We start from the raw sequence: 17,471 nt of genomic DNA on the forward strand, positions 1-17,471 counted from the left end.
CAGGGAAACAGTAGCAAACCTGACCAGCCGACGAAGACGAAGCGATCGCGCTTTAGCCAGTCGTCTACGGAGTCAAACCAACCCCGTTCGTTAGTAGCGCGTCCGACTGCAATAGTCATGACAGCAAATCTCCAAATGTTATAAGTACAGCAATCGTCTTTTTTGCCTGCTTTCTCTGTCAATCAGACAGGATAGGCAGAAAACAAAGTTTGATGTCAACTCAGTTTACGATTCTTTACTGAGTTTAATCTTATTATGTACAAATTGCACAGTTTTGGCGCAATTTGTTTTACTGAATTTAATATTTGTCCGGAGAGCGATCGCGCCGATTGCACCTCTACCAGGCAGTTGTAGGGTCACAAGGCTGTCTTCGTCTCAAGAAGTACAAGTCACTCATATAAGTTACTCCCTTCCCCCCGACAGGCATCAACACCCTTCGCGTCTGAGATACTAGGACTAGGAGCCTATATTTAGACTGCATTACCTCTCATGTTCACCATCGACTTAATTCTGAAAAATACGCCCATGCCGTTGTCGGTGCAACGGAAGTCAGATGAAGATGCCCAAGCTCTTTATCAGGAAATTATGACAGCGATGCGTGGCAACGCCACTGTGTTAGAACTAACTTGCGATCGCCAAACGGAGAAAAAAGTCGCTCTACTTAGCAGTGAGATCGTTGCCGTGCAAATCTCTCAGAAATCCAGTACAGCAGCGACTGGAAGACCCCCAGGCTTCTACGCTCTCGCTGACGGATGAGACAAGAAGGACAAAGGATGAGAGATAAAGGATGAATAATTCTCCCAAGTCTCTCATCCCTTGTCTCCCCCGCTTCCCCTTTCCCCTCTCCCCATCTCCCCCTTGCTCATGACCGATCCTGCCATTCGAGTGCAAGACCTCTGCTTCAGCTGGCCTTCTGGGGCAAAAGTTTTACAGTCCTGCTCTCTAGAAGTGCCTAAAGGTGAATTTTGGATGCTATTGGGAACCAACGGTAGCGGCAAATCCACTCTGTTGAGGTTGCTGGCTGGGCTTTTGGCTCCCCAATCCGGTAAAATTCAGATTCTGCAACCTGTTGGCTTTGTCTTTCAGAATCCCGATCATCAGCTGGTGATGCCAACTGTAGGCGCAGATGTTGCCTTTGGGCTGGTGGAGGAAAATCTTTCGCCGGCGGAGGTAAGCGGACGGGTAGAACAGGCACTGGCGGCAGTAAATTTACTGTCGCTCTCCCGACGGCCCATCTACGCCCTCAGCGGCGGTCAAAAGCAGCGAATAGCGATCGCCGGTGCGATCGCCCGCCGCTCAGAAGTCTTATTATTGGATGAACCTAGCGCTCTGCTCGATCCAGATTCTCAGATGGATCTAGTGGGACAAGTGCAACGCTTGGTTAAAAGTAGGGGACTAACTGCCCTGTGGGTTACGCATCGGTTAGACGAATTAAATTATGCCGACGGCGCATTCTTACTAGAGCAGGGCTTAGTTGTGGATCGAGGGGAGCCAAAACGCTTGAAAGCTCGCCTCCTGCAAACTCAGGAGTTATGAGTTTTAAGTTAATAATTCTTGAGATTCTTCGCTCCCATTACTTGAAATGGGTAGCAGGCATTTTATAGAATTATCATCAAAAAAGTAAATACTCGTAATTAATGTTAAGGTAATGAAATAGTTATTTTTACCTAAAACTTACTAACCTTGGAAAAATGCCACGCCCTTCACCGCAAGCTGTTTTGCTCGTTGACGGATACAACGTGATCGGATTATGGTCTTACCTACAAGAGACCCGCGATCGCGATGGGCTGGAATACGCTCGTAAAGCCTTAGTCGAGGCATTGGTTAACTATAGTGCTTACAAAGGCTTTGATACTCAGGTTGTCTTTGATGCCCAGTACCAAGATACGCGGGGCTATTGCGAACCTGTCACTAACGTTTTATCTGTTTATTACACCGATTTTGGGCAGACAGCAGACACATACATAGAAAAAGCCTGTGCTTCCTATAGTCGCAACTTCTCCAGAAACTCGCCGCGATTGATTGTTGCCACATCCGACAGGGCGCAGCAACTAACAGTAGTCGGGTATGGGGCAGAATGTATGTCAGCTCTACAGCTAAGCTACGACGTGGAATCTACAGCTAATTGCCTGCGGCGGAGAAATAAACCTAAGAAAAAATCATCAGGTCGGTTTTTAGCTGATTCTATTGATGCGAAAGCCCGCCAGCGCCTGGCTGAGTGGCGTCTGGGTCAAAAATAGTACAGCGCCCAGCAAGTGTAAAAATCCCTTTATGGACTCGGAAATATTAAGGAAATATAAAAATTTTGCTAAAGGGCTTGCCAAATACTAAGAGTTGTAGATAAGATAAGTAACTGTTGAAAAGAAAAAGCTAACGTTCCTCAGTAGCTCAGTGGTAGAGCGATCGACTGTTAATCGATTGGTCGCAAGTTCGAATCTTGCCTGGGGAGTTTGATTAATTTAAGGATGAAGGATGAAGTAAGAAATGTCAGTTAGACTTCATCCTTCAGAGTTTCAGGAATTATGGTTGCTCGACGAGGCGGTAACGTTCCTGAATCACGGATCGTTTGGTGCCACTCCTGTGCCAGTGTTGGAAAAGCAGCAAAGCCTGCGATCGCAACTAGAACGAGAACCAGTAAGATTTTTTGTCCGAGAGTATGAGGAACTGCTAGACGCAGCCAGGAAAGAACTTGCAGCATTTGTGGGTGCCGATCCTGGGGACTTGGCGTTTGTGCCGAATGCCACCACAGGGGTGAATTCAGTATTGCGATCGCTCCAGTTATCCCCAAACGACGAATTACTGACAACAGACCAAGAATACAACGCCTGCCGCAACGCTCTCAATTTTATTGCTAGTCGTACTGGGGCGCGAGTCGTAGTCGCAACAGTACCTTTCCCCATCACGTCGCCAGAACAAGTAATCCAAGCGGTGATGGACAAAGTTCGACCGCAAACCAAGTTAGCACTCTTAGATCATATAACCAGCCAAACCGGGCTAATATTTCCCATCCAGCAGCTAGTTCGCCAGCTTGCCGCTTGTGGCGTTGATACACTAATAGACGGCGCTCATGCACCGGGGATGGTGCCTCTGAACCTGGAAGAAATTGGGGCGACTTATTACACTGGCAACTGTCATAAATGGCTGTGTGCGCCAAAAGGTGCAGCATTTCTGTACGTGCGACGCGAGAAGCAGGCGGAAATTCGTCCGTTAACAATTAGCCACGGTGCTAACTCTCCCCGTCAAGAGCGATCGCGCTTTCATCTAGAATTCGACTGGACAGGCAGCCACGATCCTACAGCTTACCTGTGTGTACCAGAAGCAATTCAGTTTATGCGATCGCTACTACCGGGCGGATGGCAGGAGTTGATGCAGCGCAACCGCACAATGGTTTTGGCAGCAAGGCAGATGCTTTGTGAGAGGCTTTTAGTATTGCCGCCCTGCCCCGATGAGATGATCGGTTCCCTGGCGGTTATCCCTTTGCCGGATGATGCGGATGACGTTGGAGGAGGAACAAGGTTGCTCCCGCCGCTACAAGAGGCCTTGTGGGAGCTTTTTGGCATTGAGGTGCCAATAATATTTTTTCCCGCACGCCCTAAGCAGCTAGTTCGCATCTCTGCTCAAATTTACAACACGCCAGCACAGTATGAATATTTAGCGAACGCGATCGCATCCTTACTCGGACAGTGAAATCTACCTAAACTGTGATGCAGGCTTTAACTCCATTGATATACCCTGAGAGCGATCGCAGTTTAGGCAGGGAGATATGCGGCAATTACTGGTGCAGGTGTCGCGCGGAAGCGGGCAAGAAGTTATCGACATCGCTAAGAGTTGTGATGGAGCAAACCTTGCCCTCCTAGAAGCCACTGGGAGTGAAGGGCTGTTGGATCTAGCGATCGTTAATGTTCCTAATGGGATTGAGCAGCTATTGTCAAAACTGGAAAACCTGCCAAAAGCCGACATCACGCTAATTCCCTGTGGGGTCATTACCTTACAGGCACCACCTTGTCAGGCAACACAGCAGGTTAAAGATGTCGCGCTCTCCCGTAGAAGTGTTGTCTGGATTGGCTTATTTACCAATACCACCTATTTGCTAGTTGCTGCCAAGTAATTTATAAGATTTTGTCAATATCGGCAGAATGTCCCCGCTGCTGCCCAATATATTTTTTCCTAAACCAGTCTTTTTGATGGTGGTTGGGAAAATATTAAGTTGTATTACCGTCGGCAAACGGTTCTTACTCAACCTATATAGCGATTTTTTGAATAGTACAAGACTATCTTTAGGAAGAATTTATAATCTTGCGTATAATCTGTACAGGAATCTTTGTATTTCTATGAAGGTTCTTATTGAAAGTTAAAAAAAACTGTAGCCATAAATTTCTAGTGATGCCCCGGATACTCGTCATCGACGACGACGCTGCGATCGCAGAATTAGTCTCAATCAATCTGGAAATGGCTGGATACGATGTCAGCCAAGCACCAGACGGCATAAAAGGTCAGGCTTTGGCTATGCAACTGCAACCAGACCTGATCATGCTCGACTTGATGCTGCCCAAGGTAGACGGCTTTACCGTCTGCCAGCGCTTGCGGCGGGATGAGCGTACTGCCGATATTCCGGTGCTAATGTTGACAGCACTGGGTCAGACTCAAAATAAAGTAGAAGGCTTTAATGCTGGTGCCGATGATTACCTGACCAAGCCGTTTGAAGTCGAAGAAATGCTGGCACGAGTGCGGGCGTTGTTGCGACGTACAGACCGCATCCCTCAAGCAGCCAAACACTCGGAAATCCTCAGCTATGGGCCGATAACGTTAGTACCAGAAAGATTTGAGGCTATCTGGTTCAGTGGAACGGTTAAGCTAACTCATCTGGAGTTTGAACTATTGCACTGCTTACTCCAAAGGCACGGTCAAACTGTCTCTCCCAGTGAAATTCTGCGGGAAGTCTGGGGGTATGACCCGGATGATGACATAGAAACCATTCGGGTGCATATCCGGCACTTAAGAACGAAGCTAGAGCCAGATCCGCGTCACCCACGCTATATCAAAACTGTATACGGTGCAGGCTATTGTCTAGAGTTGCCAAACGCTGAACAAATGACCGCAGACGCAGTTTAAAAGGGAAAAGGCTCTCATACAAAAGGCAAAACAAAGAGAGAAAACTCTTTGTTTTGCCTTCTTTTCGTTACCAGGCGTAAACTGGGTGACGAAAATATGAGGCAGAGCCTCAGTATCTTACTTAGACGAAACAGCAACTTTTACAGCTTTTAGCTTGCTTCCTTTACGACGAGCAGCACCGTAGATACCTAATAGAGACAGGCTAACTACACTTGCAGGTTCAGGTGTCTTTGCTGGTGGTTCAACAGCAGTCAGTTTACCGAACAAAGAGGCGCGGGCGGTACTTTGTTCGGGTGCGTTGAATTCGCTGACGACGGTGTTACCGCCATCAGAAGAGAAGCCAACCAGTTCCAGAGTGTAATCAACTCCTTGGTAGCTAAACATTTGACTGGATACACCAGCAGTAGAAAAACGTAATCTGTCCCCATCTAAAACCGGATTGCCAGTGTCGTTGGGTGTGTTGAAGATGTTAAATGAGAAGTCAAAAGTCTCTGTGGTACTCAAAGGATTGCTCAAAGACAGAGCAACACTGAGCGGGAAGTCGCCGTCAAAGTTATCGAACGTTGCACCATTGCGATAAGACAGATTGCCAAGGTTGAACAAGCTATCCTTGCTAGCGCTAAAGCCTACACCATCATACTGGACGAAATTGGTGAAGCTACCAGCCGCAGGATCGCCCCAAGTTAGACGATTATTTATACCGCCATTCTGATTAGATAGAAAGGTACTGCTAGAGGGATTAGTAGGCAATCCCCACGAGCCAGATGATGTTCCTGTAAAAGTTATAGCTTGGGCTTGACCTGTTATGCCCACCACTGCGGTAATACTTAGCGCAGCGGTAGCTAATTTAAACTGAACGTTGGTGAATTTAACTAACATAATTTATCTCTTAGGTAGCTTGCTTAAGCCAAAGTAACTCTGCCCAGGAGCTGCACGCAAGCAAAAAGTTCCCTCTTTACCAAGTCTTCATTAAAGTGTGAAGATATAGCATCAATGACCATACTTATAAATGAGTATGTGTAATAAAAAGTTTACTTAACCAAGTAAATTTACGGTAGATGCCGCAGCCATTAGCCCGGTTCGCGAAAAAGACCAGCATCAGACATCTTAATGATGCCTAGACACTGGTCTAGTCGGAGATTATCAGGTAATGGAGGCGCGATTAAGGAGCTAAAGCACTACCCCGAAGCAAACTACCAATGGTTTTGGCAGTAATCTTCATTTGAATCAAGGGATTTGCTGGGACAACCGTTTTGTAGAGGTAGCTGTCAAATGTCAGCTTCTGCACGTCTTTGTCAGCGCACATCTCTACAAAGGCTTCGCGGGTAGCATCGGAACGATAGAAGACGGTTTGCAGGATATCCAGCACCTTGTAGGTGAGTCCGTACTTCTTATCCCAACGCTTCAGGTACACCTTAAGGTCGGCTTCACTAGGAATGCGCTGACCACCGTTGGAAAATTCCACAATGGCTTCAGCACACATCCGCGCCGACTTAGCGGCAAAGTAAATACCTTCACCAGAAGACTTGGTGACAGTTCCGGCAGCATCTCCTACTAGGGCGACTCTACCGACGACGCGGCGGGGTCTGGGATGCTCTGGAATCGGGTGAGCTTCTACTTTAATAATCTCACCGCCTGCAAGCTTACGGGCAGCACGGGCGCGGATGCCTGCTTGCAGATTTTTGATGTCGGCTTTGTTCACCTTCATGGTGCCAGTACCGACAGCTACGTGGTCGTATTTGGGGAATACCCAGGCGTAGAAGTCAGTAGAGACATCGTTACCGACATACATTTCTGCCAGGTCGTTGTAGTAAGCCATTTTGTCATCTGGCAGGCGAATTCGCTCTTGGAAAGCGATCGCATAATTATAATCCCCGGCATCAATTGCCTTAGCAACGCGGGAATTTGCACCATCTGCCCCAATTACCAAATCGACTTTCAGGGTCTTCATTACTCCTTCAGCGCTACCATCCGAATGATCGGCGTAGTGCAAGGTGTAAGGGTCAGTATTGTTTGTGGGTATATCCAGTTTATAAACGGTGCCGTTGATTAAATTAGCACCCAACTTGGCAGCGCGATCGCGCAAGAAGCCATCCAGCACCTCGCGACGGCACATACCGATATATTCATCTTCTTTTTGGATATTGATATCAACTTCAACATTGGAAGGTGAGATCATCTTCATTTTTCTCACCCGCCGATCGATAATCTCTGGCGGCAGATCAAACTCACTCACCATGCACAGCGGAATTGCCCCGCCACAAGGCTTGGCGTTGTCTAGCTTGCGCTCAAACAAGTAAGTCTCGATTCCGGCTTTTGCCAAGGTTTCGGCAGCAGATGAACCCGCAGGTCCCGATCCTACAACAGCAACCCGTAGTGTCAAAGGTCTTCTCCCAATTTCTTACGGCTACAAGGTGAGATGTTATCACGGACTTTCTATTTAGCTGAAGCCTAGCCCTCTGGATCTTACTGAATTGCAACAGAGCTTAACACATCTACAAATGGGGATAAGGAATTGGGGATTGGGGATTGGGAAGAATCTTACCCAGCCCCTAGTCCCCAGTCCCTAGTCCCCAATTCCCAATCCTCTCCATGTGTGATATAACAAAATACGGTAAGATCATCGGGAAACCGGAGATTATTTTATTCTGATATTTTGCGGGTTGATTACCACCCAGGATAAATTCAAGAAAGTTCTTGTCTAGGGGTTGAAAGCAGTGGGCATAGTTGTTGAAAACGTATCTAAACAGTTTGGCAGTTTCAAAGCCGTTGACCAGGTAAGCTTAGAAATTAAAACTGGCTCTCTGGTGGCGCTATTGGGGCCTTCGGGTTCGGGAAAATCTACGCTACTGCGGCTAATAGCTGGTCTAGAGATACCAGATAGTGGCAAAATCTGGATCACTGGCAAAGATGCCACAAATCAGAGCGTCCAAGATAGAAATATCGGGTTTGTGTTTCAGCACTATGCCCTGTTTAAGCACCTGAGTGTCCGCAACAATATCGCCTTTGGCATGGAAATTCAAAAAGTTCCCAAGGCAAAAATCAAGGCGCGGGTGGAAGAATTGCTAGAGTTAATTCAATTGAAAGGACTAGGCGATCGCTATCCTTCCCAACTCTCCGGAGGTCAGCGGCAAAGAGTTGCCCTAGCGCGAAGTCTGGCAGTTCAACCCAAAGTATTGCTGCTGGATGAACCCTTTGGGGCATTAGATGCTAAAGTTCGCAAAGACCTACGAGCTTGGTTGCGGCGGCTGCACGACGAAGTACACGTTACAACGGTTTTCGTCACCCACGACCAGGAAGAAGCGATGGAAGTTGCTGATGAAATCGTGGTGACGAACAAAGGCAAAATTGAGCAGGTGGGAACGCCAGCCGAAATTTACGACCACCCAGCCACGCCTTTTGTGATGAGTTTTATTGGTCCGGTAAACGTGTTACCCAGTAGTTCACACATTTTCCAGGGTAACGGGTTTGATTCCAGCCAACCGGAGATATTTTTGCGTCCCCATGATGTGGTAATTCAAACTGAGCCAAACGGAACTACTGTATCTGCCAGAGTCAATCGTTTGATTCATCTAGGTTGGGAAATTCAAGCAGAATTAATCTTAGATGATGGTCAGGTGGTGACAGCGAACATTTCCCGCGAAAAGTTTGACCAATTGCAACTCAATACACAACAACAAGTATTTGTCAAGCCAAAAGACGCAAAATCTTTCCCACTGTACTATTCGATTTGATTTGCTGATTATTGAGAAGTTTAAGGCGTAGGCGCGATCGCTAGGGACATTGTTAACTTTCCATACGTTGCTTAAAACCACCCTATCAGCTCAAAGGTAGGGTGGGCATTGCCTACCTTACCTGACGAAGCTAATAATGTAGCGTAAACTTTATGCGATCGCAATCAGACCAAAAATCCAAACTAAGCACTTGCAAATTCTGTCAACGGTCGCTTACTGGGATGCTGAAATCCCAAAACAATATCCTCATGGGGAACCTCAGCTTCTAACAGTTCCTTGACAATTCCCTGCTTTGTCCAGTCCTCTTCAACCCAAATCTTTCCATCTCGAATTCGCAGGTAAACCATTACCGATTGAACCCTATGTTTGCCATCCCAGCCAAGGTGAAACCAAAAATAGTGGTCTCGAATCTCATCAAATGCCAAACATTCCCATACCATCTTGAGGAGTGTTAGACACCCGCTCATAGTATTGAATTAATATTTTTTGAATTAAATTGCGATAATGATTTAGTTCGTCTATCGAACAATTGTCTCCTTTGGAATATCTACAACCATAATAAAATCGCCAATAAACTTGACATATGCGATCGCTCTTTACTTCGGTTTTGTTGCAAACACGCGCCAGATGATGAAGCTAGTAAAGACTATATAGCCGAATACAGTTAGCCAGTCCTGCCAGTTGTTGGGGATAGTCATAAATGTGTCGTCCATAGACAATCCTCGAAAATTGCTTTAACTCTCGGCTAGATTAGCAAAATGTTGGGTCAAGCAGAGACGTCGCGCTTTACTTGCCAAACACCAGACGGCTATTATAGCTGCTGTTTCAGGAGTATTTTTAGGCTAGAGTCGGCAACTGAGAGGCGAAAAAGTACGTTAAGTGCGATCGCAGTATCCCAATTAGAAAAATCGGCGTTGGACGGATTTATAATTCAATGCACGGAAAGTTGATAACGACTCGCGAGTTAATCCTTAACTAAGACATAGATGTTCATCAGACAGTGGCGACGCGCAGGACAATTTTTTTGTTTGTTCTCCCTTTGTTTATTTCTAGCAGTCAGCTGCGGTAGAAGACCGAGTGCTGATACTGCTGTGTCTCCTTCTCCTGGTGCTGGTGGAGGTCGTATTACCATTGGCACCACCCAGAAGCCACGGACGATGGACCCAGCGGATAACTACGAGCTGGCAGCAAGCTACTTGCACTATAATTTGGGCGATCGCTTGTATACCTACGAACCGGGAACCGCCAACCTCAAACCCCAGTTAGCAACAGCATTACCTAAAGTCAGTCCAGATGGGTTAACTTATACCATCCCCGTGCGTCAAGGTGTTGTATTTCACGATGGCACCCCCTTCAACGCCGAAGCAATGGCATTTTCTCTGCGACGCTTCATCGAAAACAAAGGTAAACCGTCATTCCTATTAGGCGATATTGTGGACTCGGTGCAGGCAAGCGGCGAGTATGAATTAAGCATCAAATTGAAAAAGCCTTTTGCGGCCTTTCCCTCCCTGCTTGCCTTTAACGGTGCTAGTGCAGTTTCCCCGAAAGTCTATGAAATTGGCGCAGGAAAATTCAAACCAAACGAATTTGTAGGCACTGGCCCTTACAAATTGGTGCAGTTTAGCAGCGAGTCACAACGGTTGGATGTATTTGATAAATACTGGGGAGAAAAACCTGTAAATAAGGGAATTGATGTACAGGTGCTGACCAATTCAGCTAACTTGTATAACACATTTCGTACTGGCGGCGTTGATGTTGCTTACCTATCTCTCGATCCAGATCAGATTGCCAGCTTGAAAGATGGGGGGACAAAAGGCAGTTGGCAGGTTAACGAGTCTCAGGGAAGTGCGGCTAGTTACATGGTGCTGAATACGAAAACTAAGCCCCTGGATAACCCAATAGTACGGCAAGCGATCGCATCGATGGTAAATCGACCGCTGGTAAATGAGCGATCGCTGAAAAATCAAGCCGAACCACTTTATAGCATGGTGCCGACAACCTTTGATGTCTACAAGCCAGTATTCAAAGACCAGTATGGCGATGGCAACACCGAAAAAGCAAAACAACTGTTGCAGGAAGCCGGATACTCTCCCACCAACCCCCTAAAGTTAGAGGTTTGGTATCCATCTACTTCACCCACTCGCCGACTCGCTGCTGGTACACTCCAAGCATTAGCGACTCAACAGTTCGGTGGGACGCTGCAATTTGAAGTCAAAACTGAAGATTCTGCCAGCTTTTTTAAGAACGTGTCCCAGGGAATTTATCAGACAGTCTTACTGGACTGGTATCCAGACTTTCTCGATCCTGACAACTACGTGCAGCCGTTTCTGGATTGTACCAAAGGTTCAGCAGCAACCGGGTGTCAAGAAGGAGCCAGCCAAACTCAGGGGTCGTTTTACTATAGCGATCGCATGAACCAGCTAATTGCACAGCAGCGAAAAGAACAAAATCCCGAAGCCAGAAAGAAAGTCTTCGCAGAAATTCAAGACTTACTCGCCAAAGATGTTCCCTACGTCCCCTTGTGGCAAAGTAAAGATTACGCCTTTGCCCAAAAAGGTGTCAATGGTCTTCGCATCAACCCGACTCAAGATTTTGCTTTTTGGACGATTAGCAAATAATTTTACCGCTCGGCTCTTGCCGAGCCAACCTAGTTCCCAGGCTCAGCCTGGGAACTAGAATTTGGAGGCTCTACCTCCTCAACAACGAGATAAAAAATGTCACGTTCTAAAGCCCTACAATATTACATTTTCGCCCGTGTCCTTCTAGCACCTTTAATGCTGTGGACAATTGTCACCATCGTATTTTTGCTCCTCCGGGCGACACCAGGAGATCCAGTCGATGCGGTTTTAGGCGGTCGCGCCCCAGAAGATGTCAAGGTAAGATATCGTCAAGAGTTGGGGCTATCTGACCCGCTGTGGGTGCAATACATTCGCTATTTAGGAGATTTACTGCATCTAGATTTGGGTAAATCTATCACCAGTCGCGGACTAGAGGTGTGGGAGGTAATTGGGCAATACTTCCCGGCGACAGTGGAATTAGCCGTCTTTAGTATGGCGATCGCATTTATCGTTGGCGTTGGTGTTGGTATCCTTTCCGCCTCCCGTCCCGGAACCGCTTTAGACGCTGGTGGGCGTTTATTTGGCATCATCAGCTACTCGCTGCCTTTATTTTGGGTGGGGATGATCCTACAGCTGATTTTCTCAGTACAGTTGGGCTGGTTTCCTCTCGGATCGCGCTTTCCCCTAACTTTGCCAGCTCCCCCCAGCATCACAGGTCTTTACACCATTGACAGCCTCTTAAGCGGTAACTTCAGCCAATTTTTCATCGCTTTACATCATCTTGCCCTCCCTAGCTTGACACTAGGAATCCTCCTCAGCGGGATTTTCGAGCGGATTGTGCGAGTAAATTTGAAGCAAACTCTCAAAGCAGATTACGTAGAAGCCGCAAGAGCCAGAGGCATTCCCGAAAGGCGGATTCTGTTTGCCCATGCCTTGAAAAATGCCATGATCCCAGTAATTACCGTCCTGGGGTTAACTCTTGCTGCTTTGCTAGGCGGTGCCGTTTTAACAGAAGTTACCTTCTCTTGGCCCGGATTAGGTAATCGTTTGTATGAGGCAATTTCTTTACGAGATTATCCCACAGTTCAAGGCATCATGATATTTTTTGCTTCAATTGTGGTATTTGCCAGCATTTTGATTGACATCATTAATGCCTATATCGATCCTCGGATTCGTTATTAAGCGATCGCGCTTTCTCTTGCATCTGGGCAGACGCTATTGAGCTAATCTTGCTTACTCACTCGTTCAATCTGAGTGACAAAGTAATTTTCTTGATACTTCAAAGACTTTGCTAATTCCAGCCCTTGTTGAAACGCTGTCTTGGCTTGCTCCATGTCCCCACGTTCTAGATAAATTTGTCCCATTTGATCGTAGGTATTCATCAAGTTGTAGTAATTGTACGACTGCTGATCTACCTGCAATAAAACTTGATAAACCTGCAAAGCAAATTCCGGCTTTTTATAATTTCGGTAGAGATCGCCCAGTTTCTTCAAGGCTTCGCTGGCAGAGGCAAACTGTTGCAAAGTCCATGCTAAATTATAGGCTTCCTGATAGTTTTGGCTTGCCGCGTCTGGGTTTGGTGGATTGAGGGCTTGATAGTCGTCTGCGATCGCTATCTTAATCGCTGGGATTTGATTTGCCGCTTGCGGATCGGTGAGGTAGTTTTGCAAAAGCTGTTGCTTAAACTTGAGAGAATTTTCCGGTTGCTTTACCTTGTCGTAAATATACGCTAGTTGTTGTAGATAAACGACTTCGCTAACGCGATCGCCTTTTTGACTCGCCAAAACCAGCAACTCCTCATAAGCTGCCGCCGCTTTGGGATAATCAAACCAACTCATGTGCCCTTGAGCAATTGTCTTCAGCGTTGCTTCTTCTGTCGCAGCATCTTGCCGCTGGCGGGCATCAGCTAAAATTAGTTGATAAATCTCCACAGCTTCCCCAGGTAAGCGAATTTGCTGGTAAGCTTGACCCAAAGCTTGCAAAAGCTCCGCATTTTCTGGTGTGACATCAGTTACGCTAGCAGGAACATCTGCTGTCCCCAAAGGACGCTTCTCGTTTTTGCGGATCGGCTTTCCCAACGCCTCAGCCCGAATCGTTTGTAGACGCTGGGTGATGATTTGCAAATCAGCTTTTTGATTATTCGTCCAGGCAATATCGCCAATCCGTCCCAATGCTTGCACCTCTTCGACCGTACCAAGCGATCGCCGCAAGCGCACTTCCCGATACCAAATTTCAAAAGCTGCTGGTGCATTGCCTGCTTTTAGCTGTTCAGTTGCTTGGGCGTTTAAATCATCCAAAGCCTCTCTCAATAGGCGGATTTCTTGGGGGGTGGCGGGACGCTCTACTGGTGGAGAAGGCAACAGCGGATCGGGTGTCGTTATTTCTAGGGGGTTGATTTTGGGTTTATCATCCTCAGCTGCCCAACCGACAGAACCCGAACACAGCAGGAACAAAGCGGTAATTCCTAAAAAGAGTGCTTTTGAGGGACGTTGCTTATACCACACCTGAGCCATCAACTTCTGCATATTAGATACAAGATAATATTTGATACTTTATACTTCATAGTTTTTCGACTGTTACAGTAAAACCAGAGTTTCCAGATGAACAGTCAAGTTTAGGAGGGAGTCGGTGAACCGGAGCAAATTTAGGTTGCTACCAAGGCTTTTGGGCATAGCGATCGCATTCTTAATTTTTCTCACTTCCTGTGGCATCCAGCCAGGGGTGGCACGAGATCGGGTGTTTCTGGATCTATCCCTAGATTTTTTGGGAGAGTACCAGCTGCCCAAGATGAAATTTAAGGATACACCCGTTGGGGGCTTATCGGGACTGACCTACGACCGACAGCAAAACCGTTTCTATGCCATTTCCGATGACCGTGGCACGTTTGCTCCCGCCCGATTCTACACGCTGAAGCTAATTTTAAATGATGATAGCGATCGCCAGATCAGCCTTCAGAAAGTAGAAGTTGAAGACGTTACCTTTCTCACCGACGAGCAAGGCAAAACTTATCCTAAAGGCACCCTGGATACTGAAGGAATTGCCATTACTCCCCAAAAATCCGTATTTATCGCTAGCGAAGGCATTCCCCCTAATGGCGTTTCTCCCGTTGTAGGCGAATTTGACTTAGAAACCGGACGGCTACGGCAAACTTTGCCCATCCCAGAGCGTTATCTTGTTGATGCTACAAAATCCAATAAAGACGCAACAACTGGCATTCAAAATAACTTAGGATTTGAATCACTCACCCTTAGTCCCTTCGGTACGATTCCCGCTAAAGGAGAAGCAATTCGCTTATTTACAGCTACAGAATCATCTTTGATGCAGGATAAAGAACCAGCTAATTCCAGCCAGGGAGCCAAATGTCGTTTACTGCACTATTTAATCACCGATGGGCCTCCGCTGGTAATTGCCGAACATTTATATCAAATGGAGCCTCCCCCCAGTGCGGCATTAAAAGATGGCTTGGCGGAGTTATTAGCTGTGGATACGGGTGGGCATTTTCTCACTTTAGAACGTTCTTTGAGTTTATTAGGTTTTAGTGTGCGGATTTATCAAGCAGCAACTGGCGGAGCCACTGATATTTCTCGTGTTCCCAGCCTCAAGGGTGAGGTTAGTGGAATTAACCCAGTCAAGAAAAAGTTACTATTAAACTTGGATGAATTAGGTGTGGCTTTAGCGAACTTTGAAGGGATGACTTTTGGCCCTCGTTTACCTGATGGCAGCCAAAGTTTACTTCTGGTTAGCGATGATAATTTCCAACCTGAGCAAGTAACTAAGTTTTTTTTGTTTCGTCTTAAAAATGGGCGCTGAAAAATAAAATGCGCTTCCCCCAACTCCCCTGAAAAAGGGGAAATTTAAAGGAAAAAGAAACAAATTATTCATTTGTTTCTTTTTCCTTTTCAACCAAATTAAACATTTCCAAGAAATTAGGAATAATTTTTGTAAGCCAATGAATAAGCTGCTAAAACTTCAACTGTCGCGCATAGCTCTATTATCCGGGATAAGCTTCATCGCCATCAATGCTAGTTTGAACGCGATCGCATCTTGGGTGGAAATCAGCAAATCACCCGACAACACCCCCATATATATCGACCCGGAGCGCATAGTTAGGAAGGGAGATATTGTAGAATTCTGGCGGCGTAACCTCTTTACAACTCCTCAACCTGACGGCGCTTTTGGAGTAGATAATTATCATTCCATAAACTGTAAAAAAGGCTTATTCCGCTGGCGGCGTTCGATTCGTTTTGATCCAAATGGTCGCATTGTTTCTGAAAACGATATAGGTAAAGAAGACAAATTGCTAGAAATGCAAATTCAACCCGGAAGTATCATTGAGGATTTCTATAAATCTGTATGTCCGCCAGTGGAGGAACAAGTAAAAAATTAAAAAGAATCTGTCTTTTTAATTTTGCACTTTTAATGACTTTCGTCTGTCAAAATCCTTAAAAAATCATCAGGAAAAGGCTCCCGCGACTCAATCCAATCGGTAGGTATTCCTCGTTGGCGTGCAGAGAGGGCGACGATACCGCCCACAATGGCGCAATTTGTATCCATATCTCCTAAACCGCTCAGGGTCGCCCAGAAAGCTTCCTGATAGTCTTGCAGATGATGGGCAGCACACCAGAGGGCAAAAGGTATTGTATCTTGAGCGGAAATTTTGTATCCCGAACCCAGTTGTCGTGCTACTACCGATGGAGATGTGGTGTAAATCGCTGCTGCTTGCTTAATGCCGCTACGAGTTTCGCTTTCAGGAACGTTTTCGGCAACAAGTTCTAGAAATTGTACAGGCTGCATACACTCACCTTCCCCTACCTGAAAGGCAAGTGCAGCCGCAACAGCGACAGCAACAGCCCCAGCAATGCCCTCTGGATGGGCGTGCGTTGGTTGAGCTGAGAGCATGGCATTTTCCCGCACTCCTGCTAAATTGTCGGCAAAGTAAGCGCCCAAAGGTGCTACTCGCATCGCCGCACCATTGCCATAAGAACCGCTTCCCCCGAACATCTGTGAAGCCTCAACTCGCCAGTCTGCTCCCCATTGAAGCTTGATTAACAGCCGCTGCGCCCCAGCACCATAGCCACGAGAAGGGTTGTACCGTTCGGCAAACGACTGGGCTAGGACATCGGGCTCGATCCGCCCGTAACGCCACAACGTCTCCACGATCGAAAGTGCCATCTCGGTATCGTCAGTGTAGCGCCAGAGCCTAGGGGGAACCTGACGCTGTTGTATTCGCTCGTTCAGCTGTTCTCCAACCCCAAAAAACCTTTGCCCAAGTGCGTCTCCGACTGAAAGCCCACTCAAAGACAACTGCATTCGTTCTAGAGAATTCATAGTTCGCAAACCTTCAATAGAGGCGATCGCTCGTTTTAAAATAAGGGGATCGCTGCTAAATATCTGCCTTTTTATAAACAATGACCCATTCTACTGATATTGCCACCTTAGCTCGCTTGATGGCAGCCGACTTCAGCAATCAAGCACAAGCTTTTGAGAATCCGCCCTTTTTTGCCCATATTCGCGTCTGTATGCGTCCTTTGCCTCTAGAACTGCTCTCAGGCGTGAGCTTCCTTGTCGAACAAGCTTATGACTATATGATCAATAGCCCCTATCGGCTGCGGGTTTTAAAGTTGATTGCAGCAGGCGATCGCATCGAAATCGAAAACTACACCGTTAAGCAAGAAGAACAGTTCTACGGTGCTTCCCGCGATTTAAACCGTCTGCAAACCTTGAAAGCAGAAAATCTGGAGAAATTACCCGGTTGCAACATGATAGTTGAGTGGACGGGCAGCAGCTTCAAAGGTCACGTCGAACCCGGTAAAGCTTGCATGGTAGTTCGCAAAGGTCAAAACACCTATCTCGACAGCACCTTCGAGATTGACGACACCAAATTTATCAGTCTTGACCGGGGACGCGACCCCGAAACAGATGAGCATATTTGGGGTTCAGTCGCAGGCCCGTTCCACTTCGTCCGCTGGGCAAGCTTCGCCGATGAAGTCAAGGTTTAAAGGGTTACAAAGTTGGAGGTTCCAACCTTTAATCCATGCAGCAACTGGAAACACTCCAACTAGATCCC

17 protein-coding genes, 1 tRNA gene and 1 pseudogene are annotated in these 17,471 nt (G+C 46.8%); 13 read left to right on the top strand and 6 right to left on the bottom strand.

Going from position 1 to position 17,471, the window contains the following annotated elements; genetic code table 11:
* A pseudogene (locus tag H6F66_RS21870) lies at positions 1-119 on the bottom strand (photosystem II D2 protein (photosystem q(a) protein)); the annotation flags it as partial.
* A gap of 370 nt (positions 120-489) precedes the next feature.
* On the opposite strand from H6F66_RS21870, the gene H6F66_RS21875 reads away from it, so the two are divergent.
* The 7 genes from H6F66_RS21875 to H6F66_RS21905 all read left to right on the top strand — a co-directional run bounded on the left by H6F66_RS21875 (position 490) and on the right by H6F66_RS21905 (position 5,112).
* Positions 490-756: a hypothetical protein gene (locus H6F66_RS21875; protein WP_190425408.1), complete on the top strand. Its 267-nt coding sequence runs from the start codon at positions 490-492 to the stop codon at positions 754-756.
* A 108-nt stretch (positions 757-864) separates the two neighbouring features.
* A complete protein-coding gene (locus H6F66_RS21880; RefSeq protein WP_190425411.1) occupies positions 865-1,536 on the top strand; it encodes an ABC transporter ATP-binding protein in 672 nt (223 codons plus the stop codon).
* Between the two features lie 155 nt (positions 1,537-1,691).
* The gene (locus H6F66_RS21885; RefSeq protein WP_190425414.1) at positions 1,692-2,240 is read left to right on the top strand and encodes an NYN domain-containing protein; all 549 of its coding nucleotides are present in this window, start codon (positions 1,692-1,694) and stop codon (positions 2,238-2,240) included.
* Positions 2,241-2,377: 137 nt separating this feature from the next.
* Positions 2,378-2,449 (top strand) — tRNA-Asn (locus tag H6F66_RS21890).
* Between the two features lie 35 nt (positions 2,450-2,484).
* Positions 2,485-3,687 carry an aminotransferase class V-fold PLP-dependent enzyme gene (locus H6F66_RS21895; RefSeq protein ID WP_190425419.1) on the top strand — a complete coding sequence of 401 codons (1,203 nt, stop codon included), beginning with the start codon at positions 2,485-2,487 and terminating at the stop codon, positions 3,685-3,687.
* Positions 3,688-3,763: 76 nt separating this feature from the next.
* Positions 3,764-4,108 (top strand): hypothetical protein, encoded by a 345-nt coding sequence (locus H6F66_RS21900; RefSeq protein WP_190425422.1) that lies wholly within the window; start codon positions 3,764-3,766, stop codon positions 4,106-4,108.
* 275 nt (positions 4,109-4,383) lie between these two features.
* Entirely contained in the window at positions 4,384-5,112 is a 729-nt protein-coding gene (locus H6F66_RS21905; RefSeq protein ID WP_190425424.1) for a response regulator transcription factor, read from the top strand.
* A gap of 117 nt (positions 5,113-5,229) precedes the next feature.
* On the opposite strand, the gene H6F66_RS21910 is transcribed toward H6F66_RS21905, so the two are convergent.
* Entirely contained in the window at positions 5,230-5,991 is a 762-nt protein-coding gene (locus H6F66_RS21910) for a choice-of-anchor K domain-containing protein (protein ID WP_190425427.1), read from the bottom strand.
* 283 nt (positions 5,992-6,274) lie between these two features.
* Entirely contained in the window at positions 6,275-7,495 is a 1,221-nt protein-coding gene (gene chlP, locus H6F66_RS21915) for a geranylgeranyl reductase (protein WP_190425430.1), read from the bottom strand.
* 334 nt (positions 7,496-7,829) lie between these two features.
* On the opposite strand from chlP, the gene H6F66_RS21920 reads away from it, so the two are divergent.
* Positions 7,830-8,846, top strand: coding sequence for a TOBE-like domain-containing protein (locus tag H6F66_RS21920; protein ID WP_190425432.1), 1,017 nt, complete (start codon positions 7,830-7,832; stop codon positions 8,844-8,846).
* Positions 8,847-9,028: 182 nt separating this feature from the next.
* Here the strand turns inward: H6F66_RS21920 and H6F66_RS21925 are convergent, their stop codons facing one another.
* Positions 9,029-9,313 carry a XisI protein gene (locus H6F66_RS21925; protein WP_242023808.1) on the bottom strand — a complete coding sequence of 95 codons (285 nt, stop codon included), beginning with the start codon at positions 9,311-9,313 and terminating at the stop codon, positions 9,029-9,031.
* 519 nt (positions 9,314-9,832) lie between these two features.
* Here H6F66_RS21925 and H6F66_RS21930 point away from each other — a divergent pair.
* Both H6F66_RS21930 and H6F66_RS21935 read left to right on the top strand, forming a co-directional pair.
* Positions 9,833-11,464 (top strand): ABC transporter substrate-binding protein, encoded by a 1,632-nt coding sequence (locus tag H6F66_RS21930; RefSeq protein ID WP_190425435.1) that lies wholly within the window; start codon positions 9,833-9,835, stop codon positions 11,462-11,464.
* A gap of 96 nt (positions 11,465-11,560) precedes the next feature.
* On the top strand, positions 11,561-12,586 hold the full coding sequence (locus H6F66_RS21935; RefSeq protein ID WP_190425438.1) for an ABC transporter permease: 1,026 nt from the start codon (positions 11,561-11,563) through the stop codon (positions 12,584-12,586).
* Positions 12,587-12,627: 41 nt separating this feature from the next.
* On the opposite strand, the gene H6F66_RS21940 is transcribed toward H6F66_RS21935, so the two are convergent.
* Positions 12,628-13,917 (bottom strand): tetratricopeptide repeat protein, encoded by a 1,290-nt coding sequence (locus H6F66_RS21940; protein WP_190425441.1) that lies wholly within the window; start codon positions 13,915-13,917, stop codon positions 12,628-12,630.
* Positions 13,918-14,032: 115 nt separating this feature from the next.
* On the opposite strand from H6F66_RS21940, the gene H6F66_RS21945 reads away from it, so the two are divergent.
* Both H6F66_RS21945 and H6F66_RS21950 read left to right on the top strand, forming a co-directional pair.
* Positions 14,033-15,214, top strand: a complete 1,182-nt coding sequence (locus tag H6F66_RS21945; protein WP_190425443.1) for an esterase-like activity of phytase family protein — start codon at positions 14,033-14,035, stop codon at positions 15,212-15,214.
* A 139-nt stretch (positions 15,215-15,353) separates the two neighbouring features.
* A complete protein-coding gene (locus tag H6F66_RS21950) occupies positions 15,354-15,791 on the top strand; it encodes a surface-adhesin E family protein (RefSeq protein ID WP_190425445.1) in 438 nt (145 codons plus the stop codon).
* 29 nt (positions 15,792-15,820) lie between these two features.
* On the opposite strand, the gene H6F66_RS21955 is transcribed toward H6F66_RS21950, so the two are convergent.
* On the bottom strand, positions 15,821-16,732 hold the full coding sequence (locus H6F66_RS21955) for an ADP-ribosylglycohydrolase family protein (protein ID WP_190425447.1): 912 nt from the start codon (positions 16,730-16,732) through the stop codon (positions 15,821-15,823).
* An 80-nt stretch (positions 16,733-16,812) separates the two neighbouring features.
* Between H6F66_RS21955 and H6F66_RS21960 the strand changes: the two genes are divergently transcribed.
* Entirely contained in the window at positions 16,813-17,403 is a 591-nt protein-coding gene (locus H6F66_RS21960; protein WP_190425450.1) for a chromophore lyase CpcT/CpeT, read from the top strand.
* Positions 17,404-17,471 lie beyond the last annotated feature (68 nt).

This window comes from Trichocoleus sp. FACHB-6, assembly GCF_014695815.1.
Taxonomy (GTDB): domain Bacteria; phylum Cyanobacteriota; class Cyanobacteriia; order Cyanobacteriales; family FACHB-T130; genus Funiculus; species Funiculus sociatus.

Coding starts and splice junctions, on each gene's coding strand:
- H6F66_RS21875 (WP_190425408.1), top strand. CDS start 490: ATGTTCACCATCGACTTAATTCTGAAAAATACGCCCATGCCGTTGTCG.
- H6F66_RS21880 (WP_190425411.1), top strand. CDS start 865: ATGACCGATCCTGCCATTCGAGTGCAAGACCTCTGCTTCAGCTGGCCT.
- H6F66_RS21885 (WP_190425414.1), top strand. CDS start 1,692: ATGCCACGCCCTTCACCGCAAGCTGTTTTGCTCGTTGACGGATACAAC.
- H6F66_RS21895 (WP_190425419.1), top strand. CDS start 2,485: ATGTCAGTTAGACTTCATCCTTCAGAGTTTCAGGAATTATGGTTGCTC.
- H6F66_RS21900 (WP_190425422.1), top strand. CDS start 3,764: ATGCGGCAATTACTGGTGCAGGTGTCGCGCGGAAGCGGGCAAGAAGTT.
- H6F66_RS21905 (WP_190425424.1), top strand. CDS start 4,384: ATGCCCCGGATACTCGTCATCGACGACGACGCTGCGATCGCAGAATTA.
- H6F66_RS21910 (WP_190425427.1), bottom strand. CDS start 5,991: ATGTTAGTTAAATTCACCAACGTTCAGTTTAAATTAGCTACCGCTGCG.
- H6F66_RS21925 (WP_242023808.1), bottom strand. CDS start 9,313: ATGAGCGGGTGTCTAACACTCCTCAAGATGGTATGGGAATGTTTGGCA.
- H6F66_RS21930 (WP_190425435.1), top strand. CDS start 9,833: ATGTTCATCAGACAGTGGCGACGCGCAGGACAATTTTTTTGTTTGTTC.
- H6F66_RS21935 (WP_190425438.1), top strand. CDS start 11,561: ATGTCACGTTCTAAAGCCCTACAATATTACATTTTCGCCCGTGTCCTT.
- H6F66_RS21940 (WP_190425441.1), bottom strand. CDS start 13,917: ATGGCTCAGGTGTGGTATAAGCAACGTCCCTCAAAAGCACTCTTTTTA.
- H6F66_RS21950 (WP_190425445.1), top strand. CDS start 15,354: ATGAATAAGCTGCTAAAACTTCAACTGTCGCGCATAGCTCTATTATCC.
- H6F66_RS21955 (WP_190425447.1), bottom strand. CDS start 16,732: ATGAATTCTCTAGAACGAATGCAGTTGTCTTTGAGTGGGCTTTCAGTC.
- H6F66_RS21960 (WP_190425450.1), top strand. CDS start 16,813: ATGACCCATTCTACTGATATTGCCACCTTAGCTCGCTTGATGGCAGCC.